Genomic DNA, 20,414 nt, shown 5'->3' with positions numbered 1-20,414 from the left:
GCTGAGGTTAGGCAGGCATAGCCGATGCGTTACAGCCGAATCAATCCTTCGCGGGAGATAGTCAGCTTCTCGAAGCCGTCGTCCGTCACGGCATAGCTGTTCTCGATGCCGACGACCCCTCTGCCGGGAAATGTAAATTTCGGCTCGATCGCAATGACCATGCCAGGCTCAAGCGGATAGGCGAATCCTTTGGCCAGCACAGGCAGCTCATCAACCTCGAGGCCGATCCCGTGCCCCAGAAACTTCACCTGGTCGTCTGCATACCCCATATAATGAGCCGCCAGCCCCGCTTCGTCGGCCATCCGCAGCGACTTCTGGTAAAGCTGCTCGCAGACGGCTCCGGGCCGCAAGTCCTCTTCTATGCTGCGGATAATTCGCTCGGACTCGTCATAAGCCTGCTGCATGTCGTCCGGCAGCGTGCCGATCACGGCCGTCCTCGTCTGATCGATGATATAGCCGTCGATGCAGCAGCCGATATCCAGCAAAATCGGCTCATCCCGCTGAATCGGCCGGCGGCTGGCGCTTTGCGGGCTGGCGGGAGTCAGGCCGAGCCCCCCTGCCGGGCCGTCGAAATAGGTCGGCGCTGCCGCCGCCGCGCCGGCGCCGACCATGCCTGTGATGACCTCCTGGTTATACCCGCGCATGCGCATGATGCCGATATGCCCTCTCAAGCGGACGTAATGCTCAACGCCCGCGATCAGCTCCAGCTCGGTCATGCCAGGCTTCAGCCGGCCGAGCGCATCCTCCAATGCTTCATCGACGATACGCGCCGCTTCGCGGATTCGCCCCAGCTCATACGGCGATTTGATCATCCGCAGTTCCCGAACGATCGCCGATCCGTCGCGCCAGTCCGCCTGCGGCAGCATGCGCTGCAGCCGCTGCAGCTGCTGCACCGGCAGCACGTCGAACTCGGCGGCGATCGCCGGTCTGTCCGCCTTCTCGCCGCCCTCTGCGCCGAGCCAAGGGTACGCCTGGGCCAGACGTTCGCCGAACGTGCGGGGCGAACCGAGCTCCTCCACTTGGACGGCGGATTCTTCCCGTGCGCGGGCCACGCTTCTCCTGACGTAAAACCGCGGCTCCCCGCTGGCCGGAACGAACAGGAAGCCTGTCTGCATGGAGCCCGTAAAGTAATACAGATCGACATTTTGCGTCATCATCATCCCGGCCAGCCCGTCGGCCTGCAATCTCCGCTGAAGCCTGTCCAGCCTTGTCTCCAACTCGCTGCGCATCAGTTTCCCCGTCCCTGTCATCCCCGCTTACGCCTCCGCTCCTGAATAATATAGAATTTGACCGTGATCCTCCGGCAAAATCCCATTAGCCGCAGGTGACGTCCGCTGACGAAGCATTCGCTTGTCACAGGCGTCCAACTACTCTCTACAATACCCGGAGCGGAGCGGGGATGTCAAAGCCCCCGTCAAGATGTCGCACCGTCTGGGCCGGACATCCTCGGCTCCCGATCGGACGGGCTGCGGCTTCCGCCCGGCACATCGCCGCTGATCAGCTTGAGCCAAGCCGTCCTGCCGATAAGCCGCTTCATCAGCAGGACGGAAGCCGAAGCGAAAAGCAGCTTTTCCTTCGCTCGCCTTCTGTGCTCGCCGGCTGCAAGGTACGGCGCGTTATCGGAACCGCTCATAAGCAATTGGCCCCCTTCCATATCGAAAACATGTCATTTCGCCGGAGCGTTCACAGCGGATATTCGTATATGACCGTCTTGTATACAAAGCCGTCATAAGAGAGCCGATTCGTCTGCGGCAGCTTGATGCGTACCTGATAAATGACCGCCGGGCCTTTCAGCACATGAACGATGCGGCGGTCTGGGCGAACGTAGCTGTACGGGAAAGTGACGGCGGCATCGCCGTGGTCGACATAATCTTCGAAAACGACCTCCGGCGCCGCCGTAAGGAACGAGGAGCCGGCTGGCGACAAATCGGCGCCGAGCTGCAGGTTGGCCCTGAGCCCTTCCAGGAAAGCCGCCTTGGCCGCCGGCCTGTCGAATACGATCTTCCCTTGGCCGAGCAGCGTCCGGTTCACCTGCAGGGCGGCATCGTGCGCGCCCCGGTTCATCGAGTATTTGAGCCGGCTGTGCACCGTCTCGGTGACGAACCGGTCCGCATCGAACGCGACCGTATACAAATACGTCAGCACGACATAAAACAGCAGCAGCACCCGGTTCACCGGAACGTCGCCTCCGTGCTCAGCGCACCGGCGCTTCGCTCATTTGCCGGGCATAGCGGACGATATCGCGCGGGCCGCCTTCCCCCTCGCCGAACAGCTGACGGAACAGCCAGCGCGGCGGACTTTGCACCGTCAGCGTCGCTTCGATATACTCGCCGCGCGGCGTCAGCTCCGTCGTGCCGGCGAACCGGACGCTTGAATCGTCCAATCGGAACGTATCCCGCAGCACACTCCGCATTTCCGCGACGATCTCCGGCGTAAACCGGCCGTTGTCGGAAGCGGCTGCTTTTTGAATGGCGCTGTCCAGCACCATCTCGACGGCGCGCGCCCGGGCGGCGTAAATGTCGTGCAGAACGGGCTGGAACAGCAGCAGCATCAAAATATACACCGTCAGCATTTCCGTCAGCGCCGTTTTCATGCGGAAGCCATCGCCTTAGGCCCCCGGGCTTCGTCGTGGCCCAGGGCGGTCAGGCTCTCTTCTTCCCGTTCGGAAGCCGGGCCCCCGCTCGGCGACGGCGACATGTAGCTGGCCGGCACACTCGTACTCGGGCTCATGCTCGGCGATACGTAGCCGGTCGGCATGTTCGTACTCGGTCCCCGGCTCGGCGATACGTAGCTGGTCGGCACGTTCGTACTGTTAAACAGCTCATCCATTTGCGATTTTTTCGTCTTGATCGATGTCCAAAGCGAGACGTAAATAAAGATTCCGATGGCGGCCAAGGTGGCGGCAATCAGCAAAAACTTTTCCAGTGCCGGTTTCATGGCTTTCAGCTCTCCTTTATTTTTGAAATTTTCAACGCCGCAGGTGGCGTCCGATGGCGAAGGATTTGCTCGTCATAGGTAGCCTATCCTGATCATTCGACGTAGCCCCCCGGCGAATGTTCAGTACCGCAGGTGGCGTCCGATGGCGAAGGATTTGCTCGCCATAGGTAGCCTATCCTGATCATTCGACGTAGCCCCCCGGCGAATGTTCAGTACCGCAGGTGGCGTCCGATGGCGAAGGATTTGCTCGCCATAGGTAGCCTATTGCAGCTGATTAGTATTGACGGCAAGATCGGTGACATATTGCTGCGCGATGTTCAGCGCATTCCACAAGTAGATCAGGAGCGGCAAAAAAGCGGCGGCGTAGGCCAGCGAGCCATACAGCTTGCGGCGCAGCCGCCGGCTTTCGCGAAGCATGTGTGTGTAGCTTTCCTCCCTCGCGTCCACCAGCGAGGCGAGCTCCTCGGCCGGCGTCGTGTCAAGGTCAGCCAGCAGCTTGCACAGCTCCTGCGCTTCCCTGGTTCCGATTTCGTCCGCGATCACCTTCAGCGCCTCATGCGGGCCTTCCTCGAAAGCGCGCAGCCCTTTGTTGATCGCCGGCTTGATCAGCAGCGTATATTCCTTCAGCTTGTTCAGCAGCGAGTACAGGTTCAGCCTTCGGCTTTCGCCCTTCAATTCGTCGACGATCATGCTGTAAATCATGAACAGCTCGCGGTTCTTCTCCCCGTCGTGCAGCTCTTTCCATTTGCTCAAGGCCAGCGTAAACGGCGAAGCTTTGCCGTTCGTGACGAGCAGCCAGGCCGCCGCTCCCGATAAGTGCAGGGCGGCATCGCTCCAGCTTCGCGTCTCGCCCAGGGCGGTTGCCCGGAAGACGCCATGGGCGAGCCAGACGAGGCAGACGGACCAGCGGATGACGCCCCATCTCCAGGCTGTCAGCGACAGCGGATTCCCCGCCTGCCGCAGCAGACGTTCGACGACCGACTGCTCCGCCTGCCGCTTCCACTGCATATACTGCAGCCTCGTCATCTGCCGGACGGAAGCGCGGATGCCCAGCCGGCGCCGAAGCAGCAGGGCCGCGCCGACATAAATGGAGCAAATAAGAATGGATAATAGGGCATAAGACCACGAATAACCTTCCATACCGCTCCTCCTTCCCGGCTTGTCCCCGGCCGGTTTAATAATCGTTAGGCGGTCTGCGAAACCATACCGCCAGCAGCAAGGCGCCGCCAATCGAAATGACCGTCGCGCCCAGCCAGAACCGTCCGCTTTCCGTCCCCAGCTGATAGTGCACCGTGCTGTTCCAGCCCATAAAAGCGACCATGAAGACGATCAGCAGCGGGAACAGAATCAGATGAAGCCAGCTGAGCTGCAGGACCTCGCCGCTCGAGTCGCTCTCGTCGCGCAGCACGTCCATTTGCCGGTGAATGTTTTTGTCGATGGCCATCAGCGTCCGCTCCACGTTCTCGCCGCGCAGCAGCCCTTTGAGCAGCGTCAGGCCAAGCTGCTTCGCAAAGGAAGTTTGAATGCCGAATACCAGCTCCTCAACCGCCTTCTCCATCTCATCCGGTTCAAGATAATTCATCTCCTCCCGCACGATATGCAAAAACATGCGCCGGATCGGCGCCGATGAAATTTCCTGCGCGGCCTGCCGCAGCGCCAGCCGCATGTTGCCGCGGGTCATTTTGTACTTGCCGGCCAGCACGCCGACCGCCTCCGCCAAATCGTAGCCGGCCTGAATCTGCAGGCGGCGAAAGCGCAGCTGCAGCCAGGCGAAGGTCGCCAGCAGCGTCAGCGCCCCCATGCCGGCGGCATACGGCACATCGCCGGTCAGCGAGAGGCCCAGCGCAAAGACGGCCGCCGCTGCGGACGCGGCGCCGATGACCCAGCGTTCGGCCGCCCCGGGCCGGTACCTGTCCCCCTGCAGCGTCCGGAGCATCAGCTCGAGGCTGCGCCGCGGCTTGCGCCACAGCTTCCCCCCGAGTTCGCCGCCCGCTTCGCCGCGGCCCGCAGCGTAACCGGCGCGCCGAAGGCGCTGCTTTCGCAGCAGGGCAGCATGGCGGGAGGCGGACGCCAGCCGCTTGCGGGCAAGCGACAGGCCCGGCGCAGCCAGCAAAAATGCGCCCCAGGCGAACAGGACTGCGGCCGCTCCCGCGACGGCCGCTTCAATCGCCTGGTACACGGCCCGATCCACCTCCTGCCGCGATTCGTTCGACGGCCTCGACCACTTCGGCCAATTCCCGGTTCATCCGCTCGAGCTGCGCCTGAATCCGGAAGAGCGGATTGCGTTCTGCCGGGTTATAGACGTTGATCCCTTCGCCTTCGGGTATCGGCGAAGACCGCTCCAGCTCCTGCAGCGTGCGAATAACCGTATCCGCCCAGACCGGGTCCATCTCGCACATTTCGCGCACGAGCCGTTCGCTCAAATCGAAGCGATAGCGCCACTTATCGGCGTCCGGGTCGTAGCGCATGATCTCGTGCGTCCGAATTTCTCCGGTATGCCGGTCGTACCTGAGCTCCATGACGCTTTTGAATCGTTTGCGCCGGCGGCTGGCATCCTGCGTCTGAACGATGACGATGTCGATATTGTCGGCCACCCTCTTCTCCTCTTCTTCAAACCTTGCTCCCGCATTCAGGTTGCAGAGCAGCCGGGCGAACTGGGCCGGAATCGTCTCCGGCTTCCACGTATGAAACGTGCTGCCGAAGCCTTTGAGCAGCCGCTCGCAGGCGAGCATCGCCCCCTCGGCTTCCACTCTCCGCACCTCGCCGATGATCGCATAGTCGACATCGAACCGGAGCACCTGATCCATGGCGTGATGAAACGTGTTCTCGTGCGTAATCCGCTCGATCAGCTTTTTCTCGGGAAAATCCCTGCTTGCCGCGAGCTCGTAATGCTTCTCGATCACCGCTCCGGTATAATGGTCCTCGCGCTCGGCGAGCAGCGCCTTGAGCGTCGTCGACTTGCCCGTTCCCGGCGCGCCGACGATCAGCGTGTTGCAGTGCGTTTTGGACAGCCCGCGGATCAGGGGAATGGCCTCCGGAGGGATTGTGCCGCGGGAAGGCTCGGCCAGCATAGCGACCGTGACGCGCCCGATCAGAAACCGCCGCAGCGTAATGACGTCATGCCGGACGTCGGGCTTCACCGTCAGCGTCACCCGTTCGCCGGTATACAGGTCAACCTCCAGCGCCGTCCGGTACAGATTGACGACCGCGTCGTCCTTATGCCGCGTCAGGGCGCGGATAATTTTGTCCACGTCGCGGGTCGAGGCGAACTGAAACGGCATCCGTTGGTGGCGGCCGTCCGTATGAATCCAGATCGAGGTGCCGATGATTTGGGCCGCGTAGCTGTTCGGATATTTGAGCCAGCAGGCCAGCGCCTTGAAGCCGTACACCTCGTGAAATACGGCGTGGGTCACTTCGCTGTATCTGCGCTGCTCCTCCCGCGCATAGGCGGGCAGGCCGCGGTAATATTCAGGCAGCGCTGTGTCGTGAAGCCGATGCCGGTCGACGAACGACTGAATATTTTCCATGATCGCCGTCACGGTCTCCGGCACGCCGATAATCGCCCGGTTCTCCCACTCGACGAATTCGTCGGCTTCGCTGGGCGCCCGCCCTTCCATCGACGCCTTCCTGGCGGAAGCGTCCGACGCCCGCGAACGGGCGGCAAATTCCGCATCGCGCTCCTCCCGATACAGCCTGCATACCTCCGCGAAGCTCGCGGGAGACACAGCGGTTAGGCGCGATTCCGTCTGAACCGACACGACTGCCCTGGCCGGTTCGGGGACGGCCCGCTCCGGTTGGGTCGATCCGCCCAGGAAGGTGCCGATAAAAAATTTGGAGGACACCGACGCGCTGCTGTCATTCATCGGCTTCCCGCCCCCTGTACCCGCTGAAGCCAGCGGCTCCATGCCGAGCCCTCCGCCCAGCCCGCAGACTTCTGAACCGCTTCGGGCAAGCTGTAATAGCGGATGAGCGCGCGGCATATTTTGTCCAGCTCGCGCATCAGCTCCGGTGTGCGGACCGTAATCGACCGCCGCTCGGTCTCCGCCGTCCGCAGCTGCGGAACATAAGGCAGACTGCCGATATAAGGCAGCCCATACTGGCGGGCGAGCTGCTTGGCTGTCTCCAGCTCGGCGGATTCCTGCATCCGGTTGAACCACAGCAAGATGCGCTCGGGATCGTAGCCGAGCACCGGCTCGACGATCTGGCTTCTCGTCCTGTCCCACTGCTCTCTTGCCTGCAAGCTTTGATCGGTCTGCAGCAGCAGCAGGTCGCTGTCGATGACGGCCTGTGCCGCCAAGGCATGGTCGAGGTAGCAGCCCGCGTCCGCCAGCACCAGCTCGAACCGCTGTCTGGCAAGCTGCAGCAGCTGACGAGCGCCCTCCGTACCGTAGTAGTACAGCTTTTTCCAATCGCGGTTGCCCGCCAAGTAATGGACATTCGGACCGGCCCGGTGCATGCGGGCTTCCAGCTCCTCCGGCGTCAGACGGTTGCCCTGCAGCGAGCCCCACAATTCATCGGCGTATCGGCCGGCATAAGGGAGCGCGGTATTGCCCGGATTCCAGCCGTTCAAGCCGAGCACCCCGATGCGGATGCCGGTCAGCTCGGCCAGCCTGAGCGCCACCAGCAGCACGGTTACCGTCAGTCCGCTCTGCGGCAGCGCGGATACGCAGGCGATGACCTTGCTCGGCCCAAAGCCGGCGGCGCCCTCCGGCCGCAGCAGCTCCGCGCAGATTTGGCTGACGGTCCGGTAAGGCGGAATGCAGACGATGCCGTGTGCGGCGCATACGCTGCGCACGCGCTGCAGCGCAACGGCATCGTCGCGGTTGCTGGCCATGTAATACATCCGCGCGGCTGCGAACCGCTCGCGAAGCTGCACCGCTTCCCGCAAATCACACACCCGATCGCTCGCCAGCAGCAGCTCCGGCCCTTGCTCTCCCGCGGCGCCTCCGCTCGCATTCGCCCGCTGCTCCGCCTCGGCAGCGGAATGGAGCGCCGTCAGCGAGGCGATCTCCCCGCATTGCTCCAGCTCCCGCTCCAGCCGTTCGTCCTCGGCGATAAGCCATACGTTCATTGCTTCTTCCTCCTCGCTTTACCGATAAATAATCAGAAACCGATAGCCCTGCGTTCCGTACTTGCGGATCAGCTCCTTCTGTTCGTCGGTGACGATCAGCTCTACCGCCGCCACGGTGCCGGTGGGGGTTTTGCGGTCCTCCCCGCCCGCTATCTCCTGGTTGTTGGCTCCTTTGGCATAGCTGACTGCCATTCCCGTGAGGCGCTGTTCGTCTTCGTAGGAGATGTTCAGCGCCTCCAGCTTCTCCCTCGTCCATTCGTCCGATTGCTGCTCAGCCGCAGCTGCCGTCTGCAGCGTCTGCTGTTCCTTCGGAACCGGCAGCAGCGTGACCCGGTCCCCGCGCAGCAAGCTTCCGGGCGGCTTGCCGAAAATCCACTCGGCAGGCAGCGGCATGTTCCATTCCCCCGGGCCGGGCACGAGGCCATCGGTGTCGATCGCCTCCGGCGTCACCTGCTCGCGACTGCGCAGCGTCCGAATGCTCTCCTTGCCGATCGCATCCTCGAGCCGGACGAGCGCGCCTTCCACAACGGCTTCTTTGGGAATGCGCGACAGCCGGACATGCTGCGCCGTTATCGTCTCGCCGCGCTCCACCGTTTGGACCGCCATGACGACCTGTTTGGTTCCCCAGCGCGGCTCTACCCACTGCTTCCAGGCCCATAACAGCGCCGGACCGGTCAAACAAAGGCCGACAATCAGCACATAATAGGCGATTTTGTACAATGCTCTCATACGGCAGCTTCACCCGGCTTCCGGTAATGCGCCAGGCGCCGTTGCCATAAGCACAGCCGGCCTTCGAGCCACGGGCCGACGGCGGAAGCGAGCGCCTTTCGAATCGGCGGCTCGTCGTGAGGCAGCTTCCCCTCCCACACCGCATTCGCCGCGAGGCGGAGATCGATCGCCGGCACGAGGCAATCCGGCTTGCCCGGCAGCACCCGCAGCCAAGCTTGCTGCGGGCCTTTCAGGCAGCGGTTGGCCCACAGATGAACCGGATTCCCGGCCGCTGCGAACCGGCGGATCGCGCTCAGCTGCCGCTTGGCGACCGGCAGCTCCAGCTTGTGCAGGAACGGATCGACGACATAGATCAGCTCGTCGGCCATCTCCAGCCACTCCCGGACAAGCGGGTCGCCGCACCGCGCGCCGGCGTCCACGATCCACAGCGGACGCGGGAACGCGGCTGGCAGCCGCTCGCTCCATCCTTGCGCGGCCGCTTCGGAAGGGGCGGCGGCGCCGGGCTTGGCCGGGAGCCACAACGCCGGGCCGTCCGTCCACTGCGGAGCGATCGCCGCCAGAGCCGGCGCTTCGTTGTAGCAGCGGTAGCCTGCCGGCGCGTGCCTGTCGCCGAACAGCAGCGCGAACAGCTCCGCGCTGTCCGACGGCGGCTCGACCAGCGCATGCGCGACGCCGCGCTCATGCAGCAGCCGCGCCAGCGCCAGCGCCGCGAACGTCGAGCCTGCGCCGGGGTACAAGCCGCATACGGCGACGACAAGCGGACGCGGCGCCCGCGCGGTCCGCCGCTCCGCTGCGGGAGCCGCCGCGCCGCTCGGCTGCTTGCCGAGCCAATGCAGCACGGCGGCGCCGGCCTCGCGGGCGCTGCTCCAGCGCGCCGCCGGGTCGGCGGCAAGGAGCCGGGCGAGAAAAGCGGCAAACTCGCGCGGCAGCTTCCGCTCCAGCTCGCCCATTCCGAGCGCCGGCTGATAGTAGCGGCCGCCGCTCAGCAAGTAAAAGAGCAGCGCGCCAATCGCATACAGATCGCTGCGCGGATCGCTCTGCCTGCCGGCCAGCTGCTCCGGCGCCGCGAATCCGACTGTCCCGACGCATACCGTGTCGGTTTCCCTCCCGGGCTTATAGCGCCGGGCAATGCCGAAATCGATCAGCCGCACCCGGTCAGCCGCGTCGAGCATCAGGTTGGCAGGCTTCAGATCGCGGTAAACGATCGGCTCCGCCTGCGAAGTATGCAAATAATCAAACAGCTGGCACAGCTGCACGGCAAGCGCCGCCGCCTCGAGTGCCTCCATCCGCCTCCCCAGCCGCTCGAATCGCCGCTCCAACGTCTCTCCCTCGATATAATCCATCACCATGTAATACAACTCTCCGCCGGAAGGCGCGGCCTCGGCAAAAAAATCCGCGATGCGCGGCAGCGCAGGATGATCGAGCCGGCCGAGCAGCTCGGCTTCGTCACGCAGTGCCTCCATCCAAATCCGCTTCTCCTCCGCGGACAAGGCGGAATCGGCGGCAATCCGAATTTCTTTCACCGCCCACAGCTTCCCTTGCAGCTTCATATCCTGCGCCAAATGCACACGGCTCGTCCCCCCTTGCCCGAGCAAAGAAAGGATGCGGTACCGGCCGCCCAGCACATCTCCCGGCGAAAGCCCTGCATCGGCATTCACAACGATCTCCCCCTGTTCGTCGATGTTGGCGGAAATGTCCGAAAACGACAAAAACCGCCTTTATCATGCTGCTTTCGCATAATAAAGACGGTTCTTCCGCATGTAGTATGGATTTCACATATAAAATAGCACAGAATCCATTTTCCAGTCAATACATTTTTTGTCGAAAAACCCATTATTATATATATTTCCGATCTGGGATCACCTTCCCGACACAAATAAAAGCCGCCCGGCTCCGGTATGTTCCAAAGCTCGAGCGGCATGTGCTTCATGACCGATATGGATTATTTTAACATAGTGCGGTGCGTCCGTAAAGACATTATTCCACAGACGGCCCGAAAAGAGCTACCCCGCGCGTTATTCCGCAGGCGGAACGAAGGTGCGTTTGCCCAGCTCGCTGTCCAGCATGAAGAAGGCGTTGCTGTCCTGATCGATCCGCTTCAGCTTGTGAATGATTCCGTCGAACAGATCTTCTTCCTCCACCTGCTCGTCGATAAACCATTTCAAAAACTGGATCGTCGCATGCTCCCGGTCGTTCATGGCCAGATCGGACAAATGGTAAATTCTGCGGGTGACTTCCTGCTCATGGGCATAACCTTGCTCGAACGCCTCCAGGACGGAGCGATATTCATTGTTCGGCTCCGGCATGCCGGTGAATGTCGCGCGTTTGCCGCGGGCATTCAGATAGCGGTAGATCTTCATGGCATGAAATCGTTCTTCTTCCGCCTGCACGATGAAAAAATTAGCGAAGCCATCCAAGCTTTCTGCCGAGCAATACGCCGCTTTAGCCATATATACCTGGGAAGAATAAAACTCGTAATTCATCTGCTCGTTCAACGCTTTGCACAAATGTTCCTTCAATGAAAAAATCCCCTCTCAACTTGTATCGATCCCGCAGCTATCCTGCAGAAAGCGCAGTATTATTTTACCCGAATTTGCAAAATTACACTTGAAACTTTCCTATCAAATTGCGCAGCTCCTCCGCCAGACCGGCCAGCGATTCCGCCGAAGTAGCGATTTCCTCCATCGAGGCCAACTGCTCCTCCGAGGCAGCGGCCGTGTTTTGCGCATTTGCGGCCGATTGCTCGGTGATATGGGCGATCGAACGGATCATGGCCACCATGTTTTGCGAGCTTGCGCTCACCTCTTCCACAATAGCGGAAACTTCCTGCGCTTGTGCGGAGACAGCCTCGATCATTGCGGTAATTTCCCGGAAGCTCTCGCCCGTCTGCTGCACCTGCCGCATCCCGATATCGACCGCGCTCGTGCCCTCTTGTATCGCGGCGACGGCGTTCCGGGCATCGGCTTGAATATCTTCGATAATCATGCGAATTTTGTCCGTCGCTTCGCCCGACTGGGCGGCCAGCTTGCGCACTTCGTCCGCCACAACGGCAAAGCCCCTGCCCTCTTCGCCGGCTCTGGCCGCCTCAATCGCCGCATTCAAAGCGAGCAGATTGGTCTGGTTGGCAATGCCGGCAATCAGCTCGACGACCTCGCCGATTTCGTTCGATTTCTCTCCGAGCGTCTGTATGATTCGCGAGGTCGTGCCTACCCGGTCCTGCACCACGCTCATTTGCTCGACCGTCTGCCTGACGACCTGGTTTCCGATGGCCGTCTCCTTATTGGCATCCGAAGCCGCCTCCGCGACCGATTGAATGGACTCGGCGACATGCTCCATCCCTTTGGAAATCTCTTCGACGGCCTCGTCCGCCTCTTTGGAAATGTTGGACTGCCTTTCCGCGCCGGCCGCCACTTCTTAGGAAGACTGCGTAATTTGCTCCGTTGCCTTGGACGATTGCTGTGCGCTTGCGCTCAGCTCCTCGGAGGAGGCCGCAACCTGTTCGGAAGTAACCGATACATGACGAATAATGTCTCTCAAGTTGTCGGTCATCGTGTTAAAATCGCGTGCCAGCCGCCCAATTTCGTCATTGCTGCGATACGTTAAAGGCTCTGCCCGCAAATCTCCCTTCGATACCTTGGCGATTTGTCGCGACATCACCACAAGCGGCTGGACTGTCCTATTCACGAAGAGCCAAACAACGGCTCCGCCGATAATCAAAGCGATCCCCAAGGTCAGAAGGAGCAATTGCAGCACCTTGTTCGCTCCCGCGTTAAACTCGCTTTCGTAAGCGCCGACTCCGACGATCCAGTTCCAGTGAGGGTCGGTTTCGACATAGGAAATTTTCCGCTCTTCGATATCCGAACCGGGAAGAGCCCATTTGTAGGTATATATGCCGCCGCCGCTTTTCCCCAGCTCGATGAGCTTTTCGCCTATGCGGACGCCATCTGACGTAACGACGCCCTTCAGATCGCTGCCTTCATTGGAAGGGTTCATGACCGAGACCGCATTCAGATCGACAGCATACAAGTATCCGTTCTGACCGATGACATACCGGTCATTGACAGGACGCTTGTTGTCCGCTCCTTTCGGGCCGAATATTTCCTGGCGGAACTGCTCCTGCGCTTCTTCCAGCTTCAGATGCCCCGCCTTGACCTGCTTGTCCAGATTGGCGATCATGGCAAGCGCCAGGCGGACGTTGCTTTTCATCTGCTCTATTCCCGCTTTCTCCAGCTGACTCTTGGATATCTCGTATCCGACAAGTCCGACGACGAGACAAGGAATGAGCACAAGCATCATACATACGAACAAAAACTTGGGCTTTAAAGATTTAAACCAAATCCTTTTCATCCAAAGGAACAACTCCTTCTCGACGTTTGTGTGCTATGATGTTTATCGTCAGAAGGCGTCGCAACGATGAGTACAACTTTTTTTTACCGAATAAAATACATCACCTGCGAGGCGACGACAGCACACAAACAGAAGGATTGTCCGACACGCTGAACCTTCAGTTGGAACCATGAATCGCTAAATTTATTTCGGTTATTGTCTGGCAAAACCCTTTTCTTCCAAAAACGGCTTCATATGCAGTCTTAGCAGACGCGATGCGCGTTCCGCCATATCCTCAGACCAAGCAGCGATTCGGCCGCCGCCTGTCCGGCTGCGCATGTAATCGATATACGCTTTGTCATATTCGGCAATGCAGGCTTCGTGCTTGCCGGCATCGTACGCATCCGTATGAAGCACCGCCTCGAGCGGAAGCCGCGGCCGAATCTCGGGCTGCTGGTCCGGATAGCCGATGCACATGCCGAATACGGGATAGACAAGCTCCGGCAGCGCCAAAAGCTCGGACACAGCGGCAATGTTGTTGCGGATGCCGCCGATATAGACTATGCCGAGCCCCATCGATTCTGCGGCGATAACGGCATTTTGCGCGGCGAGCGCAGCGTCGATCGTCGCAATCAGCAAATTTTCGGTCGTCCGGGCAACCTCCTTGCCCTGCTTGGAGCAAATATGCTGCAGCCGGTTCAGATCGCCGCACCAGACGAGGAACGCCCCGCACGATTCCACGTACTGCTGGCCGCCCGCCAGCTCGGCAAGCCGCTTGCGTTTATCCGGGTCCTCGACGGCGATCACGCTGTATGCCTGCATATTGCTGGACGTTGACGCGGCTTGTCCGGCGCGGACAATCGCATTCACCTGCTCCCGGGTCACCGGCGTGGCGGCAAACTTGCGGATCGATCTGTGGCTCATGAGCAGATCAATGATCGGATTCCCTTCCATATTCTTGCCCCTTTCGTTGCTGTCCGCTGGACAGATTTCCCCTTTAAAGCGCTTCCTGCGAAGCCCGCTCCCCGGCATCCTCCACGCCAAGACCGCGCAATATAAACCGCGCAGCCTCCGCTCCCGCGGTCTCGGGAGTCGCCTCGCAGTCCGACAACAGCGGAGTAAAATAAGCCAGCTTCTTATGCGCCATCGCGACGCTGACGACAAAGAGCAGCGTCTGATCCAACGATTCGAAACGGAAAACGCCCTGCTCCTTCCCTTTTTCCAGCAGCTCCCGCATTTTACGCCAGATCGGAAAGGTAAACGAGGAAATCGCTTCCGTCCGCTGCGACTTCATCACAAACTCCTGGTTCATGATCGAGCTCATCTCGACATCCGTCAAATTGAAGCGGATCACTTCCTCCACCAGCAAGCGGAGGCCGTGCACAGGGTCCTTCAGCAGCTCTTCGTTATCGGAAATGCGCTCCCCCGGAAAAAAATTTTCGAACAGCGCATAAAAAACCTTTTCTTTCCCCCCGAAATAGTAAGAGACTAAGGCGACATTGGCGCCGGCCTCCTCGCAAATTTGCCGCACGCTTGTCCCGTCAAAGCCTTGCTTCGCGAACAGTTTTTTAGCCGCCAGCAATATGCGAATCTTCATCTCAGGCTCGGTTTGTGCCATCCTGCATCCCCTCATCCTTTGTTAACCATTATTATGAGACTTTCGGAAGCGGAGTGCAAGTTATGTATTAAACATTCGTTTGAATGAACGAGCGGCAGAAATGACCGCTGCCCTCGTTGCAGGCGCAGCGAGCCCCTCCGCAAGGCTCCCTCTCCCGAGCGGAAAGGGAGCCTCGCCGGACGGACGCAAGCGCCGGGAAGCCGAATACTACGCTGCGAAACCTAGTTCTTTAAGGCCGGCCGGTCCGTCCGGTATCGAACGGGCTTCAGATCTTGAAACCTGACCGCAACACAATGACAAGCAGGATGAACAGCACAAGCACGATCCCCGCTCCGCCATAGCCGCAGTGGTAGTGGTGTTTTTTCGTCGGATAAACGTTGATCGCTTCATAGCTGGCGTGAATGTTGACCGGCATATGATGGCAAGGCATCGGGTAATGCATGGCCGGGCTGACCGCAGGCGCAATATTGACATTCGCGGGCATCGTGACCGGCTTCTGGATCGGTTCATATTTCTCCAATCTAAGCACCTCCGTATAATGTCGGCATGCCTTGATGATTCCGGGGGTTCCCGGAAAGGCCGCCCGTGCATTCGCGGGTCCCATCCGCAATAACCCGGAACACACCAACAGTCTATGGAGGTTCACCTATCTCGAGCACGGTATTCACCTAATAGCAAAAAAATAGACGCTTGCCGCGTCTATTCAAACATAAGGGTTATGCTCGCGTTCGTAGCCAATCGTCGTCTTCGGCCCGTGACCCGGGTATACGATCGTGTCGTCCGGCAGCTCGAACAGCTTGCCGTGAATCGACTCCATCAGCTCAAGCTGACTGCCTCCGGGCAAGTCTGTCCGTCCGACCGACAGCCGGAACAGCACATCGCCCCCGAACAGGTGCTGGCCGTACAGCAGGCTTACGCTGCCTGGCGAATGGCCCGGCGTATGCAGCACCTGAAAGGTCAGGCCCAGCAGCTTCAGCTGCTGCCGGTCAGCCAGCGCGAACTCGGCCGGATCGGTCGCAATCGGCCCCCCCAGCTCCGGCCACATCGTCGAGCCGTTGCGCTTCGGATTCGTCAGCCAGTCGGCTTCCGCATCGTGCAGATAGACCGGGCAGCCTTTGAGCCGGCGCAGCTCGTCCACGCCGCCGATATGATCGAAATGGGCGTGCGTCAGCACAATGGCCTCGATCTCCATATCGCCGATCCGCTTCAGCAGCGGCCCCGGATTCATGCCCGGGTCGATCACGACGCCGCGGCTTGTATCCGGCAAGGTCAACAAGTAAGCGTTCGTTTGCAGAGGCCCCAGGGGAAAAGCCTCGATCTTCAGTTCATGCCGCGTCATATCGCTCATCAGAAGCCCGACAGCAGGTCGCGCAGCTCGCGGACGATGGCGGCTTGATAGCCCGTGCCTTCGCCGTAGCGGCGGCCGATCTCCTCCCGCGCGATTGTGAGCTTCTCCTGGTAATCCGCGGCTTCCCGGTCCGGGTTCTCCTGCTTGAACTTGATCATCACTTCCTGCACGTGCTTCGGCCTCGGCCCCCAGTGGCCGAGCACATGGCCGCTGAAATCGGTGAAGATCACGATCGGAATCGCTTCGCCGCCCAGCGTCAAAAACTGCGACATGACGTCCGGATGCTCCTCCTTGATCAGCACCTCGGTCGGAATGCCGGAAATCTCCAAAGCGCGGAATACGACCGGCACATTGCGGACGACATCGCCGCACCAGTCGGCCGCCAGGATGAGGCAGCGGAGGTCGTCGCGATTGTTCAGCGATTCGAAAAACTCCTTATCCTCCTCGCTCTCCCATGCAAAAAGGTCGTACCACTCCTGGAACTTCTCCTGATTTTTAGTCATTCCCTGCATAAATTGCTGCGGGCTTAAGCCCTTGTTCAGCTTATGAGCCAAATTCGCTGCCATGTATATGTACCTCCTGGGATTGGAATTTTAAAACCGGATCGACTTAAGCAAATTGTACCAAAAAAAGCTCCGCGCTCCAACAGCCGGCATAGGGCGGCAGCGCCTCGAGCGGCTTACGCCCGTTTGTCCCGCTTCCACATTTTGTAGAGCAAATACGCTGCCGTCAGCGCCACTGCGGCGATAATGACCGGCCGCACATACGGCCCCGCCATTTCGTCGATATGCTCCCAGTTTTGCCCGAGCATTTGGCCCAAATAGACGAACAATATCGACCAGGGAATGACGGCCAGCGTCGTCAGCCAAGTGAACTTGCCCAGCGGCATGCGGGCCATGCCGGCCGGAATGGAGATGGCGTGGCGCACGACCGGAATAAAGCGGCCCGTAAAAATGATGCCTGTCCCATATTTGTTGAACCATTTCTCCGCCACGTCGATATGATGCTTGTTGATCATCAAATATTTGCCGAATTTCTCGACAACCGGACGCCCTCCGTAACGGCCGATCCAATAGACGAATATTTGGGCCACCGTCCCCCCGATCGTCCCGAAAACAACTGCTCCTACAAAGGAGATTTTGCCCTGCGACACCAGATATCCGCCGAAAGCGAGCACGATCTCGCTCGGAATCACTTCGATCATGAGGCCGAACATGATGCCCCAGACTCCCATGCCTTCGATAAACAACAGCGCCGACTGGATAAACTCATGCAACATTTCCTTCACCTAACGAACCTGCCTCTCTATAGCCAGATAGCCAGTGCCGGCAGACATCCCGTCCCGCTCGCCAGCCCATGTTCATGCCTATTCTATCATATCTATTCTTATGACGCATATTGCCCTGAAAAGACTTCGCATGCGCTGCGGCCGGACACGCTTGAAGTCATGCCGAGACAAGCCGGCGCATACACTCGTACTAAAATCGATCATACGGAGCGTGGGCGATCATGGCGAAATTAGTGGTTATCGGACGGAAACATATGAGATGGGCCAAGCTGATTGGAGGCATCGCGCTCTTGGCTTGCGCCGCTATGCTGCTGTGGCGTGTCGATGAGGTGCGGCCGGCGATGAGCTCGTCGGACTCGGGCAAGGAGAGGACGATCCATCTGGTAACCGGGGAGTTCAAGTCAACCGGTCCGGACGGTCAGGAAATCGAAGCGTATCGCTGGGACCCCGGCACGATCTACGTGAAAAAAGGCGAGCGGATCAAGCTGAGCATTTTCGGCGTCAACGGAGCGAGCCATCCCTTCGTCATCGACGGCCTGAACGTCAAGGGCGAGGTCAAAAAAGGGCAGGAAACGGTCGTTTCCTTCAAGGCTGACAAGCCCGGCATATACCGGATCATTTGCCTGACTCATCCGGACATCGCCCATCACGGCCCGATGATCGGCTATATCGTCGTCGACAAATAAGCTTGGCCCCCGCGCCGGCAGGCGGAATTTGGGCCGCCTGGGCGTCCGTTCCCCGCCGCCTCTCCGCTGCATATGCTGCTTGCAGGAAGGAGTGACGGCCATGAACCGAGCGGACAACAGGCGGGAGCGATCGCTGCCGACAGCCAGAGGCATTCGGCGCTCCTGCAGCAGAGAGCTCTACCGGGCGCGCAAAAAACTCAATCAGTGGATAGCCCCGGAGCTCGTTGCGGAAGCCGAAAAAATTTATTTCAGGAAGGTAGCGCTCAACCTCCCGTGGATCGCGGAGAACAGCAGCAACCGCAAGAAGCTGTGCGACTGGTGGGAGGAGCAGGTGTGCGGCGAAATCGCCGAGCTCTGGAACATCGAGCCCGCTGTGCTGGCCCGGGCTTTCCGGGAATCGTTCGGCGGCTGACATCTTGTGCTGCATGCTGCCAGTTGCATGCCGCGAGCTGCATGCCACGAGCCAACCGTTTCAAGCTGTTCGCCGAAGCGGAAGGACGAATCCCCATGCGAAGGCGCGGGATCGTCCTTTTTCCCCTTCTCAACCCAGGCAGGAAGCTTTCCAGCCCCGCTCACGGATGTACCTCTCCCCCCACTTGTCCAATTGGTCTAACAAAGGCTTCAGGGACATGCCGAATTCACTCAATTCATAGACCACTTTCGGCGGCACTTGATTGTACACGGTTCTGATGATGATGCCGTCCTCTTCCAATTCCCGAAGCTGCTGAGTCAGCATTTTTTGCGTAAGATGCGGGACACGAAACCGAGCTGCTGGATCTGTATCGCAGCGGCTTTGATCCCGTACTGCGAGAAGCGGATGAACCCGATTTGTTATCGGCGGCAAACGGAAAATATATTCGCCTGAAGTCGAGGCGGAAATCGAACGAATGAAAAAGCACGACGCTCTCGCCTTTATTTTCCCCGTATGGTGGTTCAATCTGCCCGCTATGCTCAAGGGATATATCGACCGGGTATGGAACAACAGCTTTGCCTACGGCTCCAGTAAATTGCATCATCACCAAGTGTTGTGGCTCGGTCTGGCAGCGGCTTCGAAGGAACTCTTTGAGAAAAGAGAATACGACCAGATGATGTCCCGGATGCTGAACACCGGAATTGCCGGATATTGCGGAATTTCGAATAGCAAGGTTGAAATCTTGTACAACACCTTGGACTCGAGGCCGGAAATGATCGATGGCATCCTTACGAAAGCGTATCAGCTTGGGCTTGATTATGAGCTGTTGAACCAATAGGGGCGCATGCAAGGACGTCACAACATGGCTGAATTTCAGACGCCGTGCTTCTCGCTTCCGTTCCGCGCGGGACTCACTCTCCCGGGTCAGTCCCCTTTTGGGAAAGCTCCATATGTATGATAAAGAACCGACCCTTGCCGGATCGGTTCTTTATCATAACGAAGCCCGGGTGGAGCCGGAGAGATAGCATCGTTGTCCTCGCCGCTGCCGGTCACGGGCTCCTAAAGCAAACCGAGCCGTTCCGCCAACTCAGCGGACAGGCTCGAACAGCTCCAGACGCTCCCCGTCGGGCCCGAAGAAGAAAGCCAGCTTGGCGCCGCCCGGGATGACCTGCGGCGTCTCGTGAATCATTGTTACGCCCAGGCTCTTGAGCCGCGCGATTTCCGCTTCGATATCGCTTACCGTAAACGCCACGTGATGCACTTTGCCGCTGTCCGAGAGCCCATCCGAGCCGCGGCCGATAAGCTCCAGCTCAACGTTCTCCGAGCCGGGAAACGATAAAAAGCCGAGCTCCGCTCCGTCGTCCAGAGCGAGGCGATGAACGAGCTTCATACCGAGCACTTCCGTATAAAAACGGATTGAAACGTCCATATCGTTCACCCGAATGCCAACATGCTCCAATTTGCGTATCATGCCTGCCATCATCCCTTCATATTAATCATTTTTTGGGCAAATCGCCTAAAACGCTGCGGCTCAGCCTATTGGACACATCCAAAAAATTGGAATATACTAGTTCCAATATACTGTCCCTACTATTTTTAAAATTCTGCGGTATCCATACGCTGAATTTTCAACACCACAGGTGACGACCGATGGCGGAAGGAAGCGATCGTCATAGGCGTCTATCTTGAAAATAGCCCGGGGTGCGCGGCTCATTTTCATCCTTCTGATGGTGCTGCGCGAGCGGCATGGGCGTCTATCTTGAAAATAACCCCCCGGGCCCGCGGCCCCTCCCAGAGCTACACCGGTCACATGAGGCGACAAATCCTGCAAAAAATGCAACATTTACTGTCCTCTTCGCCCCAGAAGAAGGAGAATGTTGTATTTTGTGCAACAATTTAGGGGGGGTTGGCTTCAAATCCGGGAATATCGCCCAAATTGTTGCACTTTTTACAACATTGAGCCGCAAATAGGGGTTATCCCCCCATTTTTGTTGTACAA

General features: G+C 59.3%; 23 protein-coding genes and 2 pseudogenes. 3 read left to right on the top strand and 22 right to left on the bottom strand.

Annotated features, from left to right (window positions below; genetic code table 11):
• Positions 1–29 precede the first annotated feature (29 nt).
• The 20 genes from F591_RS0121125 to uptA all read right to left on the bottom strand — a co-directional run bounded on the left by F591_RS0121125 (position 30) and on the right by uptA (position 17,308).
• Positions 30–1,250, bottom strand: a complete 1,221-nt coding sequence (locus F591_RS0121125; protein ID WP_019536607.1) for a M24 family metallopeptidase — start codon at positions 1,248–1,250, stop codon at positions 30–32.
• 164 nt (positions 1,251–1,414) lie between these two features.
• Entirely contained in the window at positions 1,415–1,633 is a 219-nt protein-coding gene (locus F591_RS0121120; protein WP_019536606.1) for a hypothetical protein, read from the bottom strand.
• Positions 1,634–1,683: 50 nt separating this feature from the next.
• Positions 1,684–2,175, bottom strand: a complete 492-nt coding sequence (locus F591_RS0121115; protein ID WP_019536605.1) for a hypothetical protein — start codon at positions 2,173–2,175, stop codon at positions 1,684–1,686.
• A 19-nt stretch (positions 2,176–2,194) separates the two neighbouring features.
• A complete protein-coding gene (locus F591_RS0121110; RefSeq protein WP_019536604.1) occupies positions 2,195–2,593 on the bottom strand; it encodes a hypothetical protein in 399 nt (132 codons plus the stop codon).
• Entirely contained in the window at positions 2,590–2,937 is a 348-nt protein-coding gene (locus F591_RS0121105) for a hypothetical protein (protein WP_019536603.1), read from the bottom strand. The genes F591_RS0121110 and F591_RS0121105 overlap by 4 nt, the downstream gene beginning before the upstream one ends.
• Positions 2,938–3,198: 261 nt before the next feature.
• On the bottom strand, positions 3,199–4,077 hold the full coding sequence (locus F591_RS0121100; protein ID WP_019536602.1) for a hypothetical protein: 879 nt from the start codon (positions 4,075–4,077) through the stop codon (positions 3,199–3,201).
• A 34-nt stretch (positions 4,078–4,111) separates the two neighbouring features.
• A complete protein-coding gene (locus F591_RS0121095) occupies positions 4,112–5,116 on the bottom strand; it encodes a hypothetical protein (RefSeq protein ID WP_019536601.1) in 1,005 nt (334 codons plus the stop codon).
• A complete protein-coding gene (locus F591_RS0121090) occupies positions 5,100–6,800 on the bottom strand; it encodes an ATPase, T2SS/T4P/T4SS family (protein WP_019536600.1) in 1,701 nt (566 codons plus the stop codon). Before F591_RS0121090 ends, F591_RS0121095 begins: the two co-directional genes overlap by 17 nt.
• Positions 6,797–8,008, bottom strand: coding sequence for a P-loop NTPase family protein (locus tag F591_RS32100; RefSeq protein WP_019536599.1), 1,212 nt, complete (start codon positions 8,006–8,008; stop codon positions 6,797–6,799). The genes F591_RS0121090 and F591_RS32100 overlap by 4 nt, the downstream gene beginning before the upstream one ends.
• 18 nt (positions 8,009–8,026) lie before the next feature.
• Complete coding sequence (locus F591_RS0121080; protein ID WP_019536598.1) at positions 8,027–8,737, bottom strand: SAF domain-containing protein; 711 nt, start codon at positions 8,735–8,737, stop codon at positions 8,027–8,029.
• Positions 8,734–10,395 (bottom strand): serine/threonine protein kinase, encoded by a 1,662-nt coding sequence (locus F591_RS30715; protein ID WP_083935574.1) that lies wholly within the window; start codon positions 10,393–10,395, stop codon positions 8,734–8,736. The genes F591_RS0121080 and F591_RS30715 overlap by 4 nt, the downstream gene beginning before the upstream one ends.
• Before the next feature lie 357 nt (positions 10,396–10,752).
• Positions 10,753–11,256, bottom strand: a complete 504-nt coding sequence (locus tag F591_RS0121070; RefSeq protein ID WP_019536596.1) for a ferritin — start codon at positions 11,254–11,256, stop codon at positions 10,753–10,755.
• An 82-nt stretch (positions 11,257–11,338) separates the two neighbouring features.
• Complete coding sequence (locus F591_RS29725; protein ID WP_019536595.1) at positions 11,339–12,148, bottom strand: methyl-accepting chemotaxis protein; 810 nt, start codon at positions 12,146–12,148, stop codon at positions 11,339–11,341.
• Positions 12,149–12,151: 3 nt separating this feature from the next.
• Positions 12,152–13,084: a methyl-accepting chemotaxis protein gene (locus tag F591_RS29720; RefSeq protein WP_019536594.1), complete on the bottom strand. Its 933-nt coding sequence runs from the start codon at positions 13,082–13,084 to the stop codon at positions 12,152–12,154.
• A gap of 192 nt (positions 13,085–13,276) precedes the next feature.
• Complete coding sequence (nfsA, locus tag F591_RS0121060; RefSeq protein WP_019536593.1) at positions 13,277–14,017, bottom strand: oxygen-insensitive NADPH nitroreductase; 741 nt, start codon at positions 14,015–14,017, stop codon at positions 13,277–13,279.
• A 43-nt stretch (positions 14,018–14,060) separates the two neighbouring features.
• The gene (locus tag F591_RS0121055) at positions 14,061–14,681 is read right to left on the bottom strand and encodes a TetR family transcriptional regulator (RefSeq protein ID WP_019536592.1); all 621 of its coding nucleotides are present in this window, start codon (positions 14,679–14,681) and stop codon (positions 14,061–14,063) included.
• A 265-nt stretch (positions 14,682–14,946) separates the two neighbouring features.
• A complete protein-coding gene (locus tag F591_RS32990) occupies positions 14,947–15,201 on the bottom strand; it encodes a hypothetical protein (protein WP_019536591.1) in 255 nt (84 codons plus the stop codon).
• Between the two features lie 183 nt (positions 15,202–15,384).
• Positions 15,385–16,020 carry an MBL fold metallo-hydrolase gene (locus F591_RS0121045; protein ID WP_026326785.1) on the bottom strand — a complete coding sequence of 212 codons (636 nt, stop codon included), beginning with the start codon at positions 16,018–16,020 and terminating at the stop codon, positions 15,385–15,387.
• A gap of 8 nt (positions 16,021–16,028) precedes the next feature.
• Positions 16,029–16,595, bottom strand: coding sequence for a thioredoxin family protein (locus F591_RS0121040; RefSeq protein WP_019536589.1), 567 nt, complete (start codon positions 16,593–16,595; stop codon positions 16,029–16,031).
• Positions 16,596–16,708: 113 nt separating this feature from the next.
• Complete coding sequence (uptA, locus tag F591_RS0121035; protein WP_019536588.1) at positions 16,709–17,308, bottom strand: undecaprenyl phosphate transporter UptA; 600 nt, start codon at positions 17,306–17,308, stop codon at positions 16,709–16,711.
• 230 nt (positions 17,309–17,538) lie between these two features.
• Between uptA and F591_RS0121030 the strand changes: the two genes are divergently transcribed.
• Positions 17,539–18,003, top strand: a complete 465-nt coding sequence (locus F591_RS0121030; protein ID WP_019536587.1) for a cupredoxin domain-containing protein — start codon at positions 17,539–17,541, stop codon at positions 18,001–18,003.
• 100 nt (positions 18,004–18,103) lie between these two features.
• Complete coding sequence (locus tag F591_RS0121025) at positions 18,104–18,415, top strand: hypothetical protein (protein WP_019536586.1); 312 nt, start codon at positions 18,104–18,106, stop codon at positions 18,413–18,415.
• Between the two features lie 129 nt (positions 18,416–18,544).
• Here the strand turns inward: F591_RS0121025 and F591_RS28645 are convergent.
• Positions 18,545–18,760, bottom strand: a pseudogene (locus F591_RS28645) (winged helix-turn-helix transcriptional regulator); the annotation flags it as partial.
• Between F591_RS28645 and F591_RS28640 the strand changes: the two are divergent.
• Positions 18,751–19,253, top strand: a pseudogene (locus tag F591_RS28640) (NAD(P)H oxidoreductase); the annotation flags it as partial. The pseudogenes F591_RS28645 and F591_RS28640 overlap by 10 nt on opposite strands.
• 249 nt (positions 19,254–19,502) lie before the next feature.
• Here F591_RS28640 and F591_RS0121010 read toward each other — a convergent pair.
• On the bottom strand, positions 19,503–19,886 hold the full coding sequence (locus tag F591_RS0121010; protein ID WP_019536582.1) for a VOC family protein: 384 nt from the start codon (positions 19,884–19,886) through the stop codon (positions 19,503–19,505).
• Positions 19,887–20,414 lie beyond the last annotated feature (528 nt).

It is taken from the genome of Paenibacillus ginsengihumi DSM 21568 (assembly GCF_000380965.1).
Taxonomy (GTDB): domain Bacteria; phylum Bacillota; class Bacilli; order Paenibacillales; family NBRC-103111; genus Paenibacillus_G; species Paenibacillus_G ginsengihumi.
This window is presented reverse-complemented; position numbering and strand designations above follow the sequence as displayed.